20 protein-coding genes are annotated in these 21,548 nt (G+C 63.7%); 19 read left to right on the forward strand and 1 reads right to left on the reverse strand.

Translation table 11 applies throughout. The annotated features are described in order from the left end of the window. Positions 1 to 84: 84 nt before the first annotated feature. From PMO31116_RS21575 to rlmD, 5 genes are all read left to right on the forward strand, one after another. On the forward strand, positions 85 to 1,125 hold the full coding sequence (locus PMO31116_RS21575; RefSeq protein WP_425494820.1) for a protein-L-isoaspartate(D-aspartate) O-methyltransferase: 1,041 nt from the start codon (positions 85 to 87) through the stop codon (positions 1,123 to 1,125). An 85-nt stretch (positions 1,126 to 1,210) separates the two neighbouring features. After that, entirely contained in the window at positions 1,211 to 1,984 is a 774-nt protein-coding gene (locus tag PMO31116_RS21580) for a peptidoglycan DD-metalloendopeptidase family protein (RefSeq protein WP_150568528.1), read from the forward strand. A 15-nt stretch (positions 1,985 to 1,999) separates the two neighbouring features. Beyond that, the gene (gene rpoS / locus PMO31116_RS21585; protein WP_145863475.1) at positions 2,000 to 3,085 is read left to right on the forward strand and encodes an RNA polymerase sigma factor RpoS; all 1,086 of its coding nucleotides are present in this window, start codon (positions 2,000 to 2,002) and stop codon (positions 3,083 to 3,085) included. Between the two features lie 157 nt (positions 3,086 to 3,242). Continuing rightward, the gene (locus tag PMO31116_RS21590) at positions 3,243 to 4,019 is read left to right on the forward strand and encodes a 3'-5' exonuclease (protein ID WP_150568494.1); all 777 of its coding nucleotides are present in this window, start codon (positions 3,243 to 3,245) and stop codon (positions 4,017 to 4,019) included. 131 nt (positions 4,020 to 4,150) lie between these two features. Next, a complete protein-coding gene (gene rlmD, locus PMO31116_RS21595; protein ID WP_425494819.1) occupies positions 4,151 to 5,680 on the forward strand; it encodes a 23S rRNA (uracil(1939)-C(5))-methyltransferase RlmD in 1,530 nt (509 codons plus the stop codon). 127 nt (positions 5,681 to 5,807) lie between these two features. Here the strand turns inward: rlmD and PMO31116_RS21600 are convergent, their stop codons facing one another. Next, entirely contained in the window at positions 5,808 to 6,509 is a 702-nt protein-coding gene (locus PMO31116_RS21600) for a Bax inhibitor-1/YccA family protein (protein WP_150568495.1), read from the reverse strand. A gap of 407 nt (positions 6,510 to 6,916) precedes the next feature. Between PMO31116_RS21600 and ndk the strand changes: the two genes are divergently transcribed. The 14 genes from ndk to PMO31116_RS21670 all read left to right on the forward strand — a co-directional run bounded on the left by ndk (position 6,917) and on the right by PMO31116_RS21670 (position 21,526). Then, positions 6,917 to 7,342: a nucleoside-diphosphate kinase gene (gene ndk, locus PMO31116_RS21605; RefSeq protein ID WP_023596525.1), complete on the forward strand. Its 426-nt coding sequence runs from the start codon at positions 6,917 to 6,919 to the stop codon at positions 7,340 to 7,342. A gap of 62 nt (positions 7,343 to 7,404) precedes the next feature. Next, positions 7,405 to 8,526 (forward strand): dual-specificity RNA methyltransferase RlmN, encoded by a 1,122-nt coding sequence (gene rlmN / locus PMO31116_RS21610; protein WP_023596524.1) that lies wholly within the window; start codon positions 7,405 to 7,407, stop codon positions 8,524 to 8,526. Positions 8,527 to 8,787: 261 nt separating this feature from the next. Further along, positions 8,788 to 9,849, forward strand: a complete 1,062-nt coding sequence (locus PMO31116_RS21615) for a RodZ domain-containing protein (protein ID WP_150568496.1) — start codon at positions 8,788 to 8,790, stop codon at positions 9,847 to 9,849. Between the two features lie 20 nt (positions 9,850 to 9,869). Then, positions 9,870 to 11,150, forward strand: a complete 1,281-nt coding sequence (gene ispG, locus PMO31116_RS21620) for a flavodoxin-dependent (E)-4-hydroxy-3-methylbut-2-enyl-diphosphate synthase (protein WP_150568497.1) — start codon at positions 9,870 to 9,872, stop codon at positions 11,148 to 11,150. Positions 11,151 to 11,217: 67 nt separating this feature from the next. Next, on the forward strand, positions 11,218 to 12,594 hold the full coding sequence (hisS, locus tag PMO31116_RS21625; RefSeq protein WP_150568498.1) for a histidine--tRNA ligase: 1,377 nt from the start codon (positions 11,218 to 11,220) through the stop codon (positions 12,592 to 12,594). A 32-nt stretch (positions 12,595 to 12,626) separates the two neighbouring features. Beyond that, the gene (locus tag PMO31116_RS21630; RefSeq protein ID WP_150568499.1) at positions 12,627 to 13,256 is read left to right on the forward strand and encodes a YfgM family protein; all 630 of its coding nucleotides are present in this window, start codon (positions 12,627 to 12,629) and stop codon (positions 13,254 to 13,256) included. Between the two features lie 104 nt (positions 13,257 to 13,360). Continuing rightward, positions 13,361 to 14,530: an outer membrane protein assembly factor BamB gene (bamB, locus tag PMO31116_RS21635; protein WP_246185424.1), complete on the forward strand. Its 1,170-nt coding sequence runs from the start codon at positions 13,361 to 13,363 to the stop codon at positions 14,528 to 14,530. Positions 14,531 to 14,608: 78 nt separating this feature from the next. Beyond that, a complete protein-coding gene (gene der / locus PMO31116_RS21640; protein WP_150568501.1) occupies positions 14,609 to 15,946 on the forward strand; it encodes a ribosome biogenesis GTPase Der in 1,338 nt (445 codons plus the stop codon). Between the two features lie 126 nt (positions 15,947 to 16,072). Next, positions 16,073 to 16,309, forward strand: a complete 237-nt coding sequence (gene hfq, locus PMO31116_RS21645) for an RNA chaperone Hfq (protein WP_010807283.1) — start codon at positions 16,073 to 16,075, stop codon at positions 16,307 to 16,309. A 99-nt stretch (positions 16,310 to 16,408) separates the two neighbouring features. Beyond that, positions 16,409 to 17,578: a GTPase HflX gene (hflX, locus tag PMO31116_RS21650; RefSeq protein WP_150568502.1), complete on the forward strand. Its 1,170-nt coding sequence runs from the start codon at positions 16,409 to 16,411 to the stop codon at positions 17,576 to 17,578. A gap of 219 nt (positions 17,579 to 17,797) precedes the next feature. Then, on the forward strand, positions 17,798 to 19,150 hold the full coding sequence (hflK, locus tag PMO31116_RS21655) for an FtsH protease activity modulator HflK (RefSeq protein ID WP_150568503.1): 1,353 nt from the start codon (positions 17,798 to 17,800) through the stop codon (positions 19,148 to 19,150). A 12-nt stretch (positions 19,151 to 19,162) separates the two neighbouring features. Beyond that, complete coding sequence (hflC, locus tag PMO31116_RS21660; protein WP_150568504.1) at positions 19,163 to 20,062, forward strand: protease modulator HflC; 900 nt, start codon at positions 19,163 to 19,165, stop codon at positions 20,060 to 20,062. A gap of 73 nt (positions 20,063 to 20,135) precedes the next feature. After that, entirely contained in the window at positions 20,136 to 20,327 is a 192-nt protein-coding gene (locus PMO31116_RS21665; RefSeq protein ID WP_023596514.1) for a DUF2065 domain-containing protein, read from the forward strand. Between the two features lie 38 nt (positions 20,328 to 20,365). Beyond that, on the forward strand, positions 20,366 to 21,526 hold the full coding sequence (locus PMO31116_RS21670) for an ATP phosphoribosyltransferase regulatory subunit (protein WP_150568505.1): 1,161 nt from the start codon (positions 20,366 to 20,368) through the stop codon (positions 21,524 to 21,526). Positions 21,527 to 21,548 lie beyond the last annotated feature (22 nt).

The following is a 21,548-nucleotide window of genomic DNA, read 5'->3' on the forward strand; positions in this document are numbered from 1 at the left end:
GAAGTGATGACGCGTCGGCAACGCAAGGCGCCGACGCTCGACAAGGCGTCGCGAGCGAGCCCCGCAGGGGCGCCGCCCGCGGCAATGGCGCGCAATGCGGCCCCCGTGAACCCGGGGAATGGGAAAACGCCGTCGGCAGGCGGTGCGGCTTCGACACATCCCAATACACGTCCCGGTCCACGCGCCGCGTCGACGCCGATGGCGGGAGCGTCTGCGCGACCGGGCGGTGCTCAGGCGCCGCACCCCGTCGTGCCCAAGGGGTTGGCACGCCCGGCAGCGGCACCACACGCCCAGCCCGCCCCGCACGCCGCGAAGACGGTGCCGCGTCAGGCGGCAAAGACCGTCGCGGGCGGTTTGCACAAGTCTGCCGTCGCCGGCGCCGCGAGTGCCGCGGGAGCGCAGCGTGGCGGTGCGTCGGCGAAGGTTTCGTCTGCCGGTGTCGGACGCACCAGCCTGTCGGCGACCAACGGCGTGCCAGACGGCATGGGACTCACATCCGATCGGGTGCGGGCGCGAATGGCTGAACGCGTCGCCGCATCCGGCGTCAAACACGCGGGCGTGCTGGCGGCGCTTGCCACGGTCCCGCGCCATGGGTTCGTGGACGCCGCGCTCGCCAATCAGGCGTACGAGGACGCCGCGCTGCCCATCGGACACGGGCAGACGATTTCGAAGCCTTCGGTCGTCGGTCGCATGATCGAGTTGCTGCTCGCGGGCGGGCGTCCGCTCGAGAAGGTGCTCGAGATCGGCACCGGCTGCGGCTATCAGGCGGCCGTGTTGTCGTGCGTCGCGCGCGACGTGTATTCCATTGAGCGGGTTCGACCGTTACATGAGCGGGCCAAAGCCAATCTTCGACCGTTGCGCGTGCCGAACATCCGGCTGCATTACGGCGACGGGCGCCTGGGATTGCCCACGGTTGCCCCGTTCGACGGCATTGTGATCGCGGCTGCGGGGCTGGAGATTCCGGATGCCCTGATCGACCAGCTCGCCGTCGGTGCGCGTCTCGTCGCACCGGTTGGCGGCGAGCAACAGATTTTGACCCTGATCGAGCGCGTCGGTGCGCGCCAATGGCGCGAGACGCAGCTTGATAGGGTGTTATTCGTCCCCTTAAAATCGGGCATCATTTAAGCCCGACGGGCCTATTCTGCGGAGGATTTGAGTGAATTTGCGAGCGGGTTTCCAACAACGCGTCGCCAGTGTCCTGTTGCTGAGCATGCTGGCAGCGTGCGCATCGCGACAAGTCGGGGCGCCGGTCGTCGACCGTACCGTAGGCGGCGCGACGACCGACAGCAACGTGCCGGGTGCTGCGCCCGTTATCGACAACACGCCGGTGCCGGCGGGCTATTACCGGGTCAAGCCCGGTGATCGCCTCTATCGCATCGCGCTGGAGAACGGTCAGAACTATCGCGACATCGCGCGCTGGAACAACATCCAGAACCCGGACCAGATCGAGGTCGGTCAGGTGCTGCGCGTGAAGCCGCCGGCAGGCGATACCGGCACGCCGCTGCCGCCGCCGATGGCCAGCACGCCGTCGACCACCGGCAGCACGGCCGCGACCGTGCCGCCGGCCGTCGTGCCGCCGCCGGCGACGACGTCGGCGCCGACCGCGGTCTCGAGCGGCGAGTTGCAACTCTCGTGGCCGGCAAAGGGCATGGTCGTCGGGCGTTTCGACGATTCGAAGAACAAGGGGCTGAACATTGCTGCCGACGCGGGCGCACCTGTTTACGCCGCCGGGGCGGGCAAGGTCGTGTATTCCGGTGCGGGGCTGCGCGGTTATGGCAACCTTGTCATCATCAAACACGACGCCACCTTCTTGACGGCGTATGCGCACAACCGCAAACTGTTGGTCAAGGAAGGCGACTCCGTTACGCGGGGTCAGCAAATTGCCGAAATGGGCAGTTCGGATGCAGACCGTGTGATGCTGCATTTCGAGGTGCGCAAGGATGGCAAGCCTGTGGATCCGATGAAGTATTTGCCGCCTCAATAATCTAGGCAGGGTCGAATGCTCAAGAGAAAGCGTCGTACTTCGCAAGAGGAAGACCTCGCTGCCCCGGAGCCCGATCAGGAAATCGACGATCGGCAATCCCGGCAGGACGAGGACGTGGACGACGCTTTCGACGAGCGCGAGGCGGAGGACGATGACGCCTCGTCGTCCGATGCTGCCGAAGACGGCGGCGGCGCGCGCAAGCGCAAGTCCGCCGACGCCGACGACTTCGGCACCGTGCTGCAGGCCGAACTCACGGCCGACACCGTGCAGCACTATCTCAACCGCATCAGTGTCAAGCCGCTGCTCACGCCCGCGGAGGAACTCGATTATTCCACGCGCGCGCAGGCGGGCGAGTTCGGCGCGCGCCAGGTCATGATCGAGCGCAATCTGCGCCTGGTCGTGAGCATCGCCAAGGGTTATCTCAATCGCGGGGTGCCGCTGCTCGATCTGATCGAGGAAGGCAATCTCGGCCTGATGCACGCCATCGAGAAATTCGATCCGGGTCGCGGATTCCGCTTCTCCACATACGCCACATGGTGGATTCGCCAGAGCATCGAGCGGGCCATCATGAATCAGGCGCGCACCGTGCGCCTGCCGGTGCACGTCATTCGCGAGCTCAATCAGGTGCTGCGCGCCAAGCGTCATCTCGAGAAGAGCGCGGCGTATGTCGACGCTGGCGAACAACGCGAGGCCAGTATCGAGGACATTGCCGACCTGACCGGCAAGACGCCCGAGGAAATTACCGACATCCTCGCGCTCAACGAACACGTGGCGTCGCTCGACGCACCGCTGGACATCGACCCGGGCAGCAGTCTGCTCGATTTGCTGTCCGACGATCACAGCGAGGCTCCCGAGCAAGAGGTGCAACACCGAGAGCTGGAGGACCTGATGCGTCTGTGGCTGTCCCGACTGTCGACCAAGCATCGTTACGTGATCGAGCGTCGTTTCGGACTCAATCGCGTCGAGCCCGCGACGCTCGAAGAGCTGGCCGACGAAATGGGGCTGACGCGCGAGCGCGTACGTCAGATCCAGCAGGAAGCACTCGTCAAGCTCAAGCGCTACTTCGCGTCGAACGGCGTGCGCAAGGACGCGGTGCTCTGAGCAACGCAGGTTCAGTCGCTTACGGCACGCTGCCATCTCGCTGACGCGCGCCGGTCGGCATCACGGGTTGCCGCGAATCGCCAACGTTGCCGGCGGGGCATGCCTCACGTCGATGCCGCATTGCGACGCTCACTTTTTTTCTCTTTCGATTGTCACCATGCCATCTCCCGTACTCGTCTTCGATATTGAAACGATTCCCGATGTCGAGGGCCTGCGCAAGCTCGAACCGGCCTACGCCGGTCTGTCCGACGATGCCGTTGCCGAAGCCGCGTTCGCCGCGCGCCGCGAAAAGGTGGGGCATGATTTTTTGCCGCTGCATCTGCAACGCGTCGCTGCCATTTCCTGCGTGTTTCGCGATCGCGACGGTTTCCGGGTGAAGTCGCTGGGCACGCTCGAAGACGGTGAGGGCGCGCTGGTGTCGGGGTTTTATCGCACCATCGAAAAGTACGCGCCGCAACTCGTGTCGTGGAACGGGGGCGGATTCGATCTGCCTGTGTTGCACTACCGCGCGATGATTCACGGCATTGCCGCGCCGCGCTACTGGGACATGGGCGAAGATGATCGCGAGTTCAAATGGAACAACTACATCAGCCGCTATCACCAGCGTCACCTCGACCTGATGGATCTGCTGGCGATGTATCAGGCTCGGGCAAACGCACCGCTCGACGATCTGGCCAAACTGTGTGGCTTCCCGGGCAAGCTTGGCATGGACGGCAGCAAGGTGTGGGAAGCATACCGCCAAGGCAAGCTCGAGGAAATTCGCAACTACTGCGAAACGGATGTGGTGAACACCTACCTCGTCTATTGCCGCTATCAGTTGATGCGCGGCGGGCTGCGTCAGGCCGAGTACGAGCAGGAAATCGAGTTCGTCAAAAATTCGCTTGCGCAGGAGGCCGCTGCCCACTGGAAGGAATATCTCGACGCATGGCGCTGAGCACGTGGCGCGGCGGCGAGGGACGCAGGCCGTTTGGGGGCGCGGGGTGCGATGCGACGCGGCCTGCACGCGTCAGGGGCGGACGAATCGATTAAAATGCCGGGTTTGCTGTCGCCCATGAGAACAAAGACGTGACCCGTTCCTCCCGAAACGCCTCGCGCGGCCGGCCTGCTGCCGAGCCCGGCATCATCGAAATCGAATCGCTCGACATGGAAGCGCGCGGCGTTGGCCGCACCGCGCCCGAGGGCGAACCGGGTACGCCCGACTACAAGCCCGGCAAGGTCATCTTCGTCGAAGGCGCATTGCCCGGCGAGCGGGTCACCTACCTGAGCTATCGCCGCAAGCCCAAGTTCGAGCAGGCCGAGGCGGTCAGCGTGCTGCGCGCTAGCTCGATGCGCGCGAAGCCGCAATGTCCCCACTTCGGCAAGTGCGGCGGCTGCTCGATGCAGCACCTCGAGCCACGGGCGCAGATCGCCATCAAGCAGCGCGTGCTCGAGGACAATCTCGCCCGGTTGGGGAAAGTGAAAGCCGAAGCCATGCTTCGCCCGATTCAGGGCCCGGATTGGGGGTACCGTTTTCGGGCGCGCCTGACGGTGCGCTACGTGCCGAAGAAGGGCGGGGTCCTTATCGGCTTTCACGAACGCAAGAGCAGCTACGTGGCCGACATGGACTCGTGCGAAGTGCTGCCGCGCCATGTTTCCGACATGCTCGTGCCCTTGCGGCGCCTGGTCGAGTCGCTCTCGATTCGCGAGCGTCTGCCCCAGATCGAACTGGCTATCGGCGCGGACGTGACAGCCCTCGTGTTGCGTATTCTCGAGCCGCTTACGCCAGAAGACGAAACCATTCTGCGGGCGTTTGCCGACGCCCATCGTGTGCAGTTCTGGGTCCAGCCGAAGGGGCCGGATACTGCGGTGCCGTTCTATCCGCTCGAGCCGGAGCTTCATTACACGCTGCCGGAATATCAGATCCGCATGCCGTTCAAGCCGACGGACTTCACGCAGGTCAATCACCAGATCAATCGCGTACTGGTCCATCGTGCACTGCGGCTGCTGGCTCCCGAGTCGCATGAGCGCGTGCTCGACCTGTTCTGCGGACTGGGTAACTTCACGCTGCCGCTGGCGCGTCGCGCCGGCACCGTGATGGGAATCGAGGGCAGCACGGCGCTTACCGAGCGGGCCCTGGCCAACGCCCAGCGCAATGGCGTTGCGGATCGTACGGAATTCGCGTGCCGCAATCTGTTCGACATCACGCCGGACGACATTCGGGCGCTGGGCGCGTTCGATCGCTACCTGATCGATCCGCCGCGCGAAGGGGCATTGGCCGTGTCGAAGGCGCTTGCCGAGTTGGCGCAGCAGGGTTACGAGGGGCTGCCCAGGCGAATCGTTTACGTGTCGTGCAGTCCTGCAACGCTTGCGCGAGATGCCGGCCTGCTCGTGCACGAGGCGGGTTATCGTCTGACGCTGGCGGGGGTGGTGAACATGTTCCCGCATACATCGCACGTCGAATCGATGGCGGTGTTCGAACACGAGAGTATCGGTCGGCCGTGGGTGCCGCGCGTGCGCGTGTCGGAGACGCAGGACGAGGCGACTCCCCCCGACGAGGGCGTCGAGGCAATCGCCGGCGCCATCGGCGGTGACGGTGTAATCCACGAAAGCGAGTGATTCCCGTCGGGAGGGACGACAATCCTGCGTCTCCCCTCCGGCGAAGGACGATGCGCGGCGCGATTCGCCGCGCCGGAAAGAAAAAGCCAGTCCCTCAGGACTGGCTTTTTTGTCGGATCGCGACGGATCAGTTGCGGTTGCCGCCCAGCACGCCCAGCAAGGCGAGCAGGTTGGTGAAGATGTTGTAAAGGTCGAGGTAGATCGCCAGCGTTGCCGTCACGTAGTTCGTTTCGCCGCCGTTCACCACGCGCTGCACGTCGAACAGAATATAGGCTGAGAAGATCGCGATGGCGAGCACCGACACCGTCAGCATCAGCGCCGGCAGTTGCAGGAAGATGTTGGCGACCGAGGCCAGCAGGATCACGAGCACGCCCATGAACAGCCACTTGCCCAGTCCGCTGAAGTCACGCTTGCTGACCGTGGCGATCGACGCCATGACGCCGAAGATCACCGCCGTGCCGCCGAACGCCAGCATGGTGAGCGATGCGCCATTCGAGAAGCCCAGCACGAAGCTCAGCAGGCGCGTGAGCATCAGGCCCATGAAGAACGTAAAGCCCAGCAGCAGGGCAACCCCCACGCCGCTGTTCTTGAAGCGCTCGATCGCGAACATGAAGCCGAAAGCGATCGCCAGGAAGGCGATCATGCTGACCATCGGGCTGCCGGCGAACAAGGCGAAACCGTAGTTCACGCCCAGCCAGGCGCCCGCAATCGTCGGCAGCATCGACAGGGCGAGCAGCCAATACGTATTGCGCAGCACCTTGTTGCGCACTTGTACGGTGGTGGCGCCGGCGGTCCCGCCGTAGCCGAAACGTTGGAAGTCCTGGTTCATATATTGTGTTCTCCGTGGTCATTGTGCCCGCCGGCGGGGCCGGCAAGCGCCGCTTGACGCTTACGATGCCGGCGTTTCTCCGGCAAATCCCCCGCAGCCGCTGCGACTGGCTCGTCGTCGAAGTCCAGAGGATACCGAAAGATACTCGGCAGCGGACTCGGAAGACGCTCGAAATTTGCGGGCGAATCCCCGAATTTCAATTCACCGTTCCGACATCCAGCCTTCCAATAATAGGAAGGTTGCCGATTCATACCCTTGCGTGGACTTCACGAAAAGCCGGATCGTCCCGGCCGTCTTGCGTTTGAGCGGTACGCGCACTGTAGGTTCCATCCCCATCATAACAGCCTTCGTGCTACAATTATGGGTTCATGTTGGTTATATAACTGCTTAATTTTTTGGAGTTTTTCATGGCAGTCGAACGCACTTTGTCGATTATCAAGCCCGATGCCGTTGCCAAGAACGTGATCGGCCAGATTTACAGCCGCTTCGAAGGCGCAGGCCTGAAGATCGCCGCTGCCAAGCTCGTGCACCTGTCGCGCGCCGAAGCCGAGCAGTTCTACGCCGTGCACAAGGAGCGTCCGTTCTTCAAGGATCTGGTCGACTTCATGGTCTCGGGTCCGGTGATGATCCAGGTGCTCGAGGGTGAGAACGCCATCGCGAAGAACCGCGAACTGATGGGCGCCACCGATCCGAAGAAGGCGGAAAAGGGCACGATCCGCGCCGACTTCGCCGATAGCATCGACGCCAACGCCGTGCACGGCTCGGACGCCGCTGAAACGGCCGCCGTGGAAGTGGCATTCTTCTTCCCGGGCATGAACGTCTACGCGCGCTAAGCCGCGCGTTCAGTCGCTCGATTGCAGGAAGTTACCGAAGGGATGTTAGACGGACTACGGCCATGACCCACCTTACGAATCTGCTTGATTACGATCCGGACGGTCTGGCCGCCTATTGCGGCACGCTCGGCGAAAAGCCGTTCCGTGCCCGCCAGCTCCAGCGTTGGATCCACCAGATGGGCGCCGCCGATTTCGACGGCATGACCGATCTTGCCAAGTCGCTGCGCGAGAAGTTGAAGACGCGCGCGACCATCGCCGCGCCTGCCGCCATCACCGACCACCTGTCGGCGGACGGCACGCGCAAGTGGTTGCTGGATGTGGGCAACGGCAATGCCGTCGAGACCGTCTACATTCCCGAGGAAACGCGTGGCACGCTTTGCGTCTCGTCGCAGGCGGGCTGCGCGGTCAATTGCCGGTTCTGTTCCACCGGCAAGCAGGGTTTCTCGCGCAACCTGACGCTCGGCGAGATCATCGGCCAGTTGTGGATGGCCGAATTCGCGCTGCGTCGTGATCTCGGGCGCGAGGGCAAGAACGAGCGTGTCATCACCAACGTGGTGATGATGGGCATGGGCGAGCCGCTGCTCAATTTCGACAACGTGGTGGGCGCCATGCGCCTGATGCTCGACGACAATGCCTACGGGCTGTCGCGTCGGCGCGTTACGTTGTCGACGTCCGGTGTGGTCCCGATGATGGATCGCCTGGGCCAGGAGTTGCCCGTGGCGCTGGCCGTGTCGCTGCATGCACCGAACGACGCGCTGCGAGACGTGCTCGTGCCGCTCAACAAGAAATATCCGTTACGCGAGCTGATGGCCGCGTGTGAGCGTTACCTGGAAGTGGCGCCGCGCGATTTCATCACGTTCGAGTACTGCATGCTCGACGGTGTCAACGACACCGAAGCGCATGCGCGCGAGCTGGTCGCCCTCACGCGCGACGTGCCGTGCAAATTCAATCTGATTCCGTTCAATCCGTTTCCCGAATCGGGTCTGCTGCGTTCGAAGGATCCGCAGATCAAGCGATTTGCTCAAATTCTGCTCGACGCGGGCCTGGTCACCACCGTGCGCAAGACGCGTGGCGACGACATTGACGCGGCGTGCGGTCAACTCGCCGGTGAAGTGCAGGACCGCACAAGGCTTGCGCAACGCGGCAAATTCGGGAAAATCGCGGTCGAGGTGCGTACCGTATGAGGTTGCGCACGGGCGGGCGCGGACCGTGGCGAGGGCCGTCGGCCCCGCACGCGCCGTGCCGCCCGTCGGATCAGTCTCGCAGGACAGCATTCCTTGCGCGGGGCGCGTTTCGTGCGCTGCGCGATTCCGTCAGTTCCATGCCGAATCCATCGATGCGCCGAGCAGATCTTCACGCCGTGCGCACGTCGGATGACGTAGTGGGGCTGTCGTCAGCATATCCTCAGCCGCTGCGGGCGGCTGCTTACGAACGGGGGCGTATCGATGGATAACCAGAATCAGGCGGATGCAGGCGGGCAAGCCGAGGCTCAGGCCCAGGGGCTGCCGCAGGGGTCGTCGTCCGCCGGATTGGCTGAGCTGGGCGCGCAGGTGGGTGCGCAACTGGCCGCATTGCGTGAACAGCGCGGCATGTCGATCGAAGACGTGTCGGCGCGTCTGAAAGTGTCGGTGCAAAAGCTCAGGCGCCTCGAAGCCGGCGAGTGGGATGCCTTGCCGGAAATGCCGTTCCTCCAGGGCGTCGTGCGCAGCTATGCGCGCATGCTCGGCGCGGATCCGGAGCCGATGATCGAACCGCTGCGCCGCTTCGGCCGCGCGGCGCCCATCGATATTCCGCAGCCGCCCACGGGGCAGCCGAGCATTCCGAAGAGCCCGGTACGCTTTCGCTCGCCGGTGGCCGCATCGCAGGCCAAATGGCCATGGGCGCTCGCCGCGCTCGTTGTGATCGCCGGCGCCGCCTGGTACTTCGGCAACGGCCACAAGGCCGGACGCGGTTCGGTCGAGCCGGCCGAACTCGCCAGCGGTGCGTCGGCGCAAGGTGCGACCGACGCCGCCGAACCGGCCAGCCAGCCGGTGGTTACCGATGCCAACGGCACGCCGCCGGGCGCGGACGGAGCCAACAACGGCAACACGGAGAATACGGTCAACAGTGCGACGGCCAGTGCCGCCGTTGCCGGTCCCGGCCTGATCGCGGCCGTCGACCCCACGCACGTGGTGGCCGGTATCGCGAGTGCGGCAGCCGCGGCGCAGGTGGCTTCGGCCCCCGAGGCGCCGTCGGACGCCAAGGCGTCGAGCGCCGGTGCACCGGGTAATGGCAAGATTGCGTTGCGCCTGAAGGCGGATAGCTGGGTCGAAGTGCGTTCGAAGGACGGCAAGGTGCTGTTCTCCCAGTTGCTGCGCGCGGGAGCGCAACAGGAAATTACGGGCGATGCGCCGCTCAAGATCGTGGTGGGTAACGTCGCGGGCGTCGAGTCGCTGGAGTTCAACGGTCAACCGGTCGAGATCAAGTCCCGCAATGCGGGCAACGTGGCGCGTCTGACGCTCCAGTAAGAGACCGAAAGAGGGTAATCATGGCTTCTGTAGAATGCATGCCGATCATCGGCGGTCCGGCGCCGCGCCGTCAGTCGCGCAAGGTCGCGATTCGCTGGGGCGGCCAGCTCGTGACGGTCGGTGGCGACTCGCCGATTCGCGTGCAATCGATGACCAACACCGATACGGCGGATGCGATCGGCACGGCCATCCAGGTCAAGGAACTCGCGCAGGCGGGCTCCGAACTGGTGCGTATCACCGTGAATACGCCGGAAGCCGCCGCGGCGGTGCCCGCGATTCGTGACCAGCTCGATCGCATGGGCGTGACGGTGCCGCTCGTGGGTGACTTCCATTACAACGGTCACAAGCTGCTCGCCGACTACCCGGAGTGCGCGCAGGCGCTGTCGAAGTATCGTATCAACCCGGGCAACGTCGGGCAGGGCGCCAAGCGCGATACGCAGTTCGCGCAGATGATCGAGATGGCGATCAAGCACGACAAGCCGGTGCGCATCGGCGTGAACTGGGGCAGTCTGGACCAGTCGCTGCTCGCGCGCATCATGGACGAAAACGCGGCACGCGCCACGCCTTGGGACGCGCAAAGCGTGATGTACGAAGCGCTTATCACGTCCGCGCTCGAATCGGCGGAACTCGCGCAGCGCGTGGGGCTGTCGGCCGACAAGATCCTGCTCTCGTGCAAGGTGAGCGCCGTGCAGGACCTGATCGCGGTGTATCGCGAACTGGCCAGGCGCTGCGACTATGCGCTGCATTTGGGGTTGACCGAGGCCGGCATGGGGTCGAAGGGCATCGTGGCGTCGACGGCCGCGCTGGCGGTGCTGCTGCAGGAAGGGATCGGCGACACGATCCGCATTTCGCTCACCCCGGAGCCGGGTGGCGCGCGCACGGGCGAAGTCGTGGTGGCGCAGGAGATCCTCCAGACGATGGGTCTGCGGGCGTTCGCACCGATGGTCATTGCCTGTCCGGGGTGCGGCCGCACGACAAGTACGGTTTTCCAGGAGCTGGCGTCGAGCATTCAGACGTATCTGCGTGAACAAATGCCGGTTTGGAAGGCTCAATATCCGGGCGTGGAGAACATGCACGTGGCCGTGATGGGCTGTATCGTGAACGGCCCGGGCGAATCGAAGCACGCGAACATCGGCATCAGCCTGCCGGGGTCGGGCGAATCGCCGGCCGCGCCGGTGTTTGTCGACGGCGAAAAGGTGCGCACGCTGCGCGGCGATCATATTGCCGAGGAATTCCAGCAGATCGTGGACGAGTACGTGAAGACCCGTTACGGTCAGGCCGAGGGAGTGGTCGCTGCCTGACCCCGTGCCGACGGTTGGGTAGCGAAGCCGTTGCAGGCAGGTGCAAGCAGGCAGGACACAAGAGAATATGACTGACGCAAAGAAGAAGCGCCCCGCCAAGTTGGCAGGGGTCAAGGGCATGAACGACATCCTCCCGCAGGACGAAGCCCTGTGGGAGTTTTTCGAGGAATCGGTGCGCGCCATGCTGCGCGCGTATGGCTATCAGCAGATCCGTACGCCGATTCTCGAGCATACGCAGTTGTTCACGCGCGGTATCGGCGAAGTGACCGATATCGTTGAGAAGGAGATGTACAGCTTCACCGATTCGCTCAACGGCGAGCAACTGACGATGCGCCCCGAGGGCACGGCCGCCGCCGTACGTGCGACGCTGGAGCACAATCTGCTCTACGGCGGTCCGAAGCGCCTGTGGTATTTCGGTCCGATGTTCCGTCATGAGAAGCCGCAGCGCGGGCGCTATCGCCAGTTCCATCAGGTGGGCGTGGAAGCGCTCGGCCTGGCCGGTCCCGATGCGGACGTCGAAATCATTCTGATGTGCCAGCGTCTGTGGGACGATCTCGGTCTGACCGGGATTCATCTGCAACTGAACTCGCTGGGGCAGGGCGAGGAGCGTGCGCGTCACCGTGCCGACCTGATCGCGTATCTGGAAAAGCATGTCGACCTGCTCGACGAGGACGGCAAGCGTCGTTTGTACACGAACCCGCTGCGCGTGCTCGACACGAAGAACCCCGCGATGCAGGCGATGGTCGAAGGTGCGCCGAAGCTCATCGATTACCTCGGCGAGGCGTCGATCAAGCACTTCGAGGGCGTGCAGTCGTTGCTCAAGGCGAACAACATTCCGTTCACGATCAATCCGCGCCTCGTGCGTGGGCTGGACTACTACAACCTGACCGTGTTCGAGTGGGTGACCGACAAGCTCGGCGCGCAAGGCACGGTGGCCGGCGGCGGACGCTACGACCCGCTCATCGAGCAGTTGGGCGGCGATGCCACGCCGGCATGCGGTTGGGCAATGGGCGTGGAGCGCATTCTCGAGCTGTTGCGTGAAGACGATCTCGTGCCGCAGGCCGAAGGCGCCGATGTCTACGTCGTGCATCAGGGAGAGTCGGCGGTGGCGCCGGCGCTGATCGCGGCTGAGCGCATGCGCGATGCCGGGCTGAACGTGGTGTTCCATTGCAGCCCGGACGGCAAGGGCAGCAGCTTCAAGTCGCAGATGAAGCGCGCCGACGCGAGCGGGGCTAATTTCGCCGTGATCGTGGGCGAGAACGAAGTTGCCTCGGGCACCGCGGTGGTCAAGCACCTGCGCTCGGCCGACCAGGCCAACAACCAGACGAGCGTGGCGTTCGACGCCCTCGCCGAGCACCTGATCGACGCGATCGTCGCCAGTGCCGACGAAAGCGTGAACGAAAGCCTGACCGGCAACGGTGCGGGCAACGAAACGCTTCACTAATCCAAGACGCCAGACACGGAGAACCCCGGCGAATGAGCAGCTATCACGAGGAACAGGAACAGATCGAGAACGTAAAGGCCTGGTGGAAGCAGTACGGCAATTACGTTATCTGGACGCTGGTCGTCATCATGCTGGCCTATGGTGGCTGGAACCTGTGGCGCTACTACGAGCGCAAGCAAACGGTCGAAGCGGGCGTGCTGTACGGCGAACTGGAAAGCGCCATCGATGCGAAGGACAAGGCCAAGGTCGCGCGCATTGCCTCCGACATGGAGAGCAAGTTCAGCGGTACGCCGTACGCGCAGATGACCGCGCTGCTGGCGGCGAAATCGCTCTCGGACGCGGGAGATGCAGCCGGCGCCAAAGCCCAACTGCAGTGGGCCGTGTCGAATGCGAAGGACGACGAGTACAAGCAACTGGCCAAGCTGCGTCTGGCCGGCGTGTTGCTCGACGAGAAGGCCTACGACGAGGCACTCAAGCTGCTCGAGAATCCGCCTGAGGCGTATGCCGGCCTGTTTGCCGACCGTCGCGGCGATGTGCTCGTCGCGCAAAGCAAGGTGGCCGACGCGCGCACCGCTTACAAGCTCGCGCTCGACAAGCTCGACAAGCAGGACTCGGGCATGCGGCAATTCGTGCAATTCAAGCTCGACGCGCTGGGGGCCTGACGCGCGTCGGCATTCCGTTGGCAAGTATTACCCTCCCATAACGCATAACCGGGTACATGATGATCCTTAACGACTTCCGTCGATCGATGCCGCAAACGATGGCCATGTCACAGTCCGTGCCGTCGCGCCGTGGCATTTTCAAGCGCGTGGGCAGCGCGGCACTGACGCTGGCGGTGCTGGGCACGCTGGGTGGTTGCGGTCTGTTCGGCAGCAAGCCGGCGCATGAGCCGACGCCGCTCACGGAGATCAAGCAGGCATTGACCGTCAAGCAAATCTGGACGGCGAGCGTCGGCAAGGCGGGCGCTTACAGCTTTGCTCCGGTCGCGGTGGGCAATGCCGTGTTTGCGGCCGGCGCCAATGGGGGTGTTGTGCGCGTGGATGCGGATACCGGGGCATCGACCTGGTCGGCCAAGGCCGACACGAACATCACCGCCGGCCCGGGTAGCGACGGCGAGACGACGGTTGTCGCCACCCACAAGGGTGACGTGATCGCTTTCGACCATGACGGCAAGCCGTCGTGGAAGGCCAACGCCGGCAGCGAGGTGCTGACCGCGCCGCTCGTCGGTCGTGGTCTGGTGGTGGTGCGCGCGATCAATAACCGCGTGACGGCGTTCGACGCGGGCACCGGTAGCGTGCGTTGGTCGTATTCGCAGCCGACCTCCACGCTCACGCTGCGCACCGGTACCGGCATGACATTCGTGGGCGACCGTGCGATCGTGACGGGCTTCCCCGGCGGCAAACTGGTGGCACTCGACGCCAACACGGGCAATCCGCTGTGGATTACGCCGCTGTCGTACCCGAAGGGCGTGACGGAGGTCGAGCGCGTGAATGACGTCACGGGCTCGCCGGTCGTGTTCGGCCGTCAGGTTTGTGGTGCGTCGTTCCAGGGCCGTGTGGGCTGCGTGGACGTGCAGACCGGCAATGGCCTTTGGGCGCGGGATTTCTCGTCGCCGAACGGCGTGTCGCAGGATGAACGCGTGGTGGCGGCGGTCAATACCGACGGCGCCGTGTACGCGTTCAATGCGGCCGATGGCAGTACACTGTGGCAGAACGACAAGCTCAAGTACCGCGACCTGTCGGCGCCCCTGGCGCTCGGCCGCGTGGTGGTCGTGGGCGACAAGCAGGGCTATCTGCATTTCCTGTCGCGCGAGAACGGTGACATTCTCGCCCGCGTCAAGTTGAGCGGCGCGATCAGCGCGCAGCCGGTGCTGGCCGGCCAGACGCTGGTGGTTCAGACGCGCGACGGCAACATCTATGGCTTCCGTCCGGAATAACCGGTAACCGGCAGCACCCGGGCATTTTCCGGGAACGGCCGGCAGCGCGCCGGCCGTCTTCGTTTTTAGGGCTTATTCATGAAACCCGTGATCGCGCTCGTAGGGCGCCCCAACGTCGGTAAATCGACGCTATTCAACCGTTTGACCCGCTCGCGCGACGCGCTCGTCGCCGACATGCCCGGGCTCACGCGCGACCGTCATTACGGCGAGGGGCGCGTGGGCGAGCACCCGTATCTCGTGATCGACACCGGCGGCTTCGAACCCGTGGCCAAGGACGGCATCTTCCACGAAATGGCCAAGCAGACGCGCCAGGCCGTGGTCGAGGCCGACGTGGTGATCTACATCGTGGACGGGCGTCAGGGCCTCACGCCGCAGGACCAGATCATCGCCGAGTACCTGCGCAAGACGGGACGCAAGATCATGCTCGTGGTCAACAAGGCCGAGGGCATGAAGTACACCACCGTGGCGAACGACTTCTACGAACTCGGTCTGGGCGATCCGCTGGCGATTTCCGCCGCGCACGGGGACGGCGTGAAGGAGGTGATCGACGAGGCGATCGCACCGTTCTATGCCAATCAGGATGAAGAGGAAGACGATGCGAAGCATGACGGCCGTGTGCGCATCGCCATCGTCGGGCGCCCCAACGTCGGCAAGTCGACGCTGGTCAACACGCTGCTCGGCGAAGAGCGCGTGATCGCCTTCGACATGCCGGGTACCACGCGCGACTCGATTCACATCGACTTCGAACGTCAGGGCAAGCAGTACACGCTGATCGATACGGCGGGTCTGCGCCGTCGCGGCAAGGTGTTCGAGGCGGTCGAGAAGTTCTCGGTTGTGAAAACGCTCCAATCGATCGCGGACGCCAATGTCGTGATTCTCATGCTCGACGCGCGTCAGGACATCTCGGATCAGGACGCGCACATCGCCGGCTTCATTCTCGAGTCGGGGCGCGCGCTGGTCGTCGGTGTGAACAAGTGGGACGGCCTGGACGAGTACACCCGGGATCAGGCGAAGCAGGAGTTGGAGCGCAAACTCAAATTCCTGAGTTTTGCGAACTTCCACTTCATTTCGGCCGCGAAGGCAACCGGTATCGGCCCGCTGATGCGCTCGGTGGACGAGGCTTATTCCGCGGCCATGAGCAAACTGCCCACGCCGAAGCTCACGAAAGCCCTCATCGAGGCGGTGGAGCACCAGCAGCCGCGTCGCTCGGGGTTCTCGCGCCCGAAGCTGCGCTACGCGCACCAAGGCGGGTCGAATCCGCCGATCATCGTCATCCACGGGAACAATCTGGATGGCGTGACCGACACGTATCGCCGGTACCTGGAGAACCGCTTCCGCGAAACTTTTAAGTTGAAGGGCACTCCATTACGCATAGAGTTCCGCAACAGCGCGAACCCTTACGCCAAGGGCGAGTGAAAGCCAGTCCCGGGCGGGGTTTTGCTGGCGACGCTAGCAAAATCGGCTATAGTGTGGAGGTCAGGGTGGGAAGCGCGCACACGCCCTGGCTTACGGTCATTTGCTAAAAATACAATGGAGTAACTTATGAGCAACAAAGGGCAACTTCTACAAGACCCGTTTCTGAACGCCTTGCGTAAGGAGCATGTTCCCGTCTCGATCTATCTGGTCAACGGTATCAAGCTGCAGGGAAACATCGAGTCGTTCGACCAGTATGTCGTCCTGCTGCGCAACACGGTCACCCAAATGGTGTACAAGCACGCCATTTCGACGGTCGTCCCTGCGCGTCCGGTGAATTTCCATCCGGAAGCCGAGCAGTCCTGATTCAGGCTCGCCCGACCGGGAGTCTCTCCGGCCGGGCGAATTTCTCTTCCCCATCGCCCGCTCTTGTCCAACAGTCCCAACACCCAGTCTCAGCGTAGCTTGACCACCAACGCCGCGCTCGTCGGCATCGACTTCGGCAAACTCGATTTCGAAGCCAGTCTCCAGGAACTCGACCTTCTGACGCAATCCGCAGGCGCCACGCCTGTCGTGACCATTACCGGTCGCCGTCACAGCCCCGATGCGAAGCTGTTCATCGGCAGCGGCAAGGCGGAAGAATTGCGCGCCGCGATCGCGGAATACGACGTCGACCTGGTGATCTTCAATCACGCGCTGACCCCCGGTCAGCAGCGAAACCTCGAACACCTGCTGCAACGTCGCGTGGTGGACCGTACCAGCCTGATTCTCGACATCTTCGCCCAGCGTGCGAAGAGTCACGAGGGCAAGCTACAGGTCGAACTGGCGCAGTTGCAGTACCTGTCCACGCGCCTCGTTCGCGCCTGGACTCACCTGGAACGTCAGAAGGGCGGTATCGGCCTGCGGGGGCCGGGTGAGACGCAGCTCGAAACGGACCGCCGTCTGCTCGGCGAGCGCGTGAAGTCGCTCACGGCGCGGCTGGAGCGGCTCAAGCGCCAGCACGACACGCAACGCCGGGCGCGCCAGCGCAGCGGCACCATGTCGATCTCGCTCGTCGGCTACACCAACGCCGGAAAATCCACGCTGTTCAACGCGATGACGAAGGCCAACGCCTACGCCGCGGATCAGTTGTTCGCCACGCTCGATACGACCTCGCGTCGTGTTTATCTTGGCGAAGTGGGGAACATCGTGCTCTCCGACACTGTCGGATTCATCCGCGAGTTGCCGCACCAGTTGGTGGCGGCATTCCGGGCGACCCTGGAAGAGACGGTGCACGCCGACATGCTGTTGCATGTGGTGGACGCCTCGAGTCAGGTGCGCCAGGAGCAGATGGCCGAGGTCAATGCCGTTTTGGCGGAGATCGACGCGGCGAACATCCCGCAGATTCTCGTCTGGAACAAGATCGACGCGGTGCCGGAACTGGCCGCGCAAGGGCCGAGAATCGAGCGGGATGAGGCGGGGCGCATCACGCGCGTCTTCCTGAGCGCACGTACCGGCCAAGGCCTCGATCTGCTGCGCGAGGCCATCAGCGAAGCGGTTGTGGCCGGCACTGGTGGGTTACAATCGCAACACGAAGCGCCCGATGTCCGGCTCATCGACCGTTGGGAAGATGCGCCGCGCGCAGAAGACAGATAACACGAGACGTCGCTCCGTGAAGGGCGGGTTGCCACGGGGAACACCGGCAGCACGACCCGAGACGGGTGACGAACTGGCAAGAGACTAGACGGAGGCCGGGCAAGGCCGCCGATCGGCAAACCAGATTCGGGAACCACGCGCGAACCGGCAGCATGCGCGCTCCGAAGCGCGGGCGCCGGTCGCAACGCCAAGACCGCTTCAGTCACCACGCTTCTACCTATGCTTCCAAGAGCTTTGATGCGACGAGTTGGCTTGATTTTCTCCCTGAACGACCCGCGCTGGGGGCGGGACGGCGGCGGCGATATGCCGTCCGGCAATCAGGAGCCGAACCGCCCTGATCGTGCGAATACACCGAATTCGCAGGATCCGAAGGAGCCGCAACGCGGACCGCAAGGCCCGCAGCAGGACGGCCCGCCCGATCTCGACGAATTGTGGCGCGATTTCAACCGGCGTCTTAACCGCATCTTTGGCCGCAAGGGCGGCGGAAGCGGCAATGGCGGCTCGGGCAACATCTCCGGCGGGTCGCGTGGGTCGGGCATCGGCGTGGGCGTCGTTGTCGCGCTGGCGTTCCTCATCTGGCTGGCTACCGGCGTGTTCATTGTGCAGGAAGGCCAGGTCGGCGTTGTCACGCAATTCGGCAAGTACAAATACACGACGACTTCCGGGATTCAATGGCGCCTGCCTTATCCCTTCCAGTCGGTCGAGATCGTCAACATGTCGCAAATCCGATCGGTCGAGATCGGCCGCTCGAACACGATCCGCGACACCGATCTGAAGGATTCGTCCATGCTCACGGGCGATGAGAACATCATCGACGTGCGCTTTGCCGTGCAGTACCGCATCAAGGACGCGACCGAATTCCTGTTCAATAACGTGGACGCCGAATCGTCGGTGAATCTGGCGGCCCAAACGGCGGTTCGCGAAATCGTCGGCAAGAGCAAGATGGATTTTGTGCTCTATGCGGGGCGCGAGGAAATCGCCAACGAGCTCGTCACGTCGATTCAGCGCATTCTCGATAGCTACAAGACCGGTATTCTCGTCACGAGCGTGACGATGCAGAGCGTGCAGCCGCCGGAACAGGTGCAGGCCGCATTCGACGACGCCGTGAAGGCCGGCCAGGATCTGGAGCGTGCGAAGAACGAGGCGCAAGCCTATGCCAACGATGTGATTCCGCGCGCGAAGGGTACGGCCTCGCGCCTGACCGAGGAAGCCGCCGCGTACAAGGCGCGGGTGGTATCGCAGGCCCAGGGTGACGCCGATCGCTTCAAGTCGGTGCAGGAAGCCTATGCCAAGGCGCCTGGCGTGATTCGCGAGCGGATGTATCTCGACACGATGCAGCAGATCTACTCGCGTACCACGAAAATCATGGTGGACTCGAAGAACAACAGTCTGTTGTACCTGCCGTTGGACAAGATCATGGAGCGTTCGCGCGGCGATGCGTCGACCCCCGCGCCGGCCTCCGGCGCCGGCACGGGTTCGGCGGCGGGTGCGCCGGCCCCTGATGACAACAACGATGTCGACCATGATCGATCGCGCGCGGCACTGCGCAACCGCGACCGCGATTCACGCTAAGGGGATAAGCGCATGAACCGTATTGGAACCGTTATTGTCGCGCTGATCGTTCTGCTGATCGTGCTCGCCTCGACCATGTTCGTGGTGGATCAGCGTCGTTATGCCGTGGTGTTCTCGCTCGGCGAGATCAAGGACGTCTATGGCCAGCCCGGCTTGAAATTCAAGTTGCCGCCGCCGCTCCAGACCGTGCTGTATCTGGACAAGCGCATCATGACCATCGATAACCCGGAGCCGGAGCGCTTCATCACGGCCGAGAAGAAGAACCTGATCGTCGACTCGTACGTGAAATGGCGCATCGTTGACCCGCGAAAGTTCTACGTGAGCTTCAAGGGCGACAATCGCCTGGCCCAGGATCGCCTGACGCAGCAGATTCGCTCGGCCCTCCAGGAGGCCTTCACCAAGCGCACTGTGACCGAAGTCGTGTCGACGCAGCGCGAGCAGGTGATGCAATGGGTCAAGCAGAAGGTGGGCGAGGACGCCGCGCAGGTGGGCATCCAGATCGTCGACGTGCGCATGCGCCGCGTGGATCTGGCCGCGGGCATCAGCGATTCGGTCTACAGCCGGATGGCGGCCGAGCGTAAGCGTGTGGCCAACGAGCTGCGTTCGACGGGGGCCGCCGAGGCCGAACAGATACGTGCCGATGCGGACCGTCAGCGCGACGTCGTGGTCGCTGAAGCCTACGCCAAGGCTCAGCAGGTCAAGGGTGAGGGCGATGCCGCCGCGGCTGGCATCTATGCCCAGGCCTTTGGGCGCGACCCGCAGTTCGCGCAGTTCTACCAGAGCCTGGAGGCCTACAAGGCCACCTTCCGCGACAAGAAGGACGTGATCATCGCCGACCCGAACAGCGATTTCTTCCGATTCATGCGCAGTTCCGGTGGTGCTGGCGCGTCGGCCGGAAAAGCGGGAAAATAGCGGTCTTGACATCCGAGTAGCTGCCACCGCCCGCGTCAATCGCGGGCGGTGGCGTTTTTGGCCGAGCCTCCCTGTGACCAGCAGCACGATAATTCTCGCTTTTGCCCTCATGCTGATCGTCGAGGGAATGTTTCCGTTTGTCGCCCCGGACCGGTGGCGACAAAGTTTTCGTAAAATAACGGAAATGCCGTCCGGCCAGATTCGCTTCTTCGGCCTGGCCGCCGTCTCGCTGGGGCTGATTCTTATGCTGCTGGCCGACTACTAAATGGCGCCGTTGCGCGCCGTCTGAATACCGAACTACCCATGCCGAATTGGCTACTTCCCGAAAATATCGCCGACGTGCTGCCGTCCGAGGCGCGCAAGATCGAGGATCTGCGCCGTCTCATGCTCGATCGATTCCGTACCTACGGCTACGAACTCGTGATGCCGCCGATGCTCGAATATGTCGAGTCGTTGCTCACGGGGACCGGGCATGACCTCGATCTGCGCACGTTCAAGCTCGTCGACCAGCTTTCGGGACGCACGATGGGCCTGCGCGCGGATATCACGCCGCAGATTGCCCGTATCGATGCGCATTTGCTCAATCGGAAGGGTGTGACCCGCCTGTGCTACGCAGGCAGTGTGCTCTTCACCCGCCCGCGCAATCTGCTGGCGACCCGCGAGCCGTTCCAGATCGGTGCCGAGATCTTCGGTCATAGCGGCCTGGAAGCCGATCTCGAGATTCAGGAACTGCTGCTCTACTGCCTGCAACTGGCCGGTCTGAAGCAGATTCGTATCGATTTGTGTCACGCGGGCGTGCTCGAGGCGCTGATCGAAGGCGTTCCGGCGGCGGAGGCCATCGAAAGCCAGTTGTTCGGTGCTCTCGCAACCAAGGACGTGCCCCGGTTGCAGGAATTGACCCGGGATCTGCCCGGGCACCGGCGCGATGCGCTCCTCGCCCTGACCACGTTGTATGGTGAGCCGGCGGAGACGCTTGCCCGCGCGCGCAACGCGCTGCCGGACTTGCCCGGTGTGAAGGCCGCACTCGACGATCTGGCCTATCTGGCGGCCTCGCAAGGCAAGGACGGGCCTGCCGTTCTGTCGATCGATCTGGCCGATCTGCGGGGCTATCAGTATCACAGCGGCGTGATGTTTGCCGCCTATGTGGACGGCATCCCGAATGCCATCGCACGAGGTGGCCGTTACGACAAGGTCGGACAGGCCTTCGGACGGGATCGTCCTGCCACCGGTTTTTCGCTCGATTTGCGCGAATTGGCGGCTATTTCGCCGGTGGAAGCGCGCAGTAACGCGATTTTGGCTCCGGCCGACGATGTGCCGGGTTTGCGCGCGAAGATCGATAGCCTGCGCGACGCGGGCGAGGTGGTCATCCGCATGCTGCCGGGCCACGATCAGGATTTCGAGGAGTTCACGGGAGACCGTGTACTCGTCGAGAAAGATGGGCAATGGGTGGTGACACCCCGGTGAACTCCGCTGAAAAAAGCGGCAC

Origin of the sequence: Pandoraea morbifera (genome assembly GCF_902459575.1) — a bacterium.
GTDB lineage: Bacteria > Pseudomonadota > Gammaproteobacteria > Burkholderiales > Burkholderiaceae > Pandoraea > Pandoraea morbifera.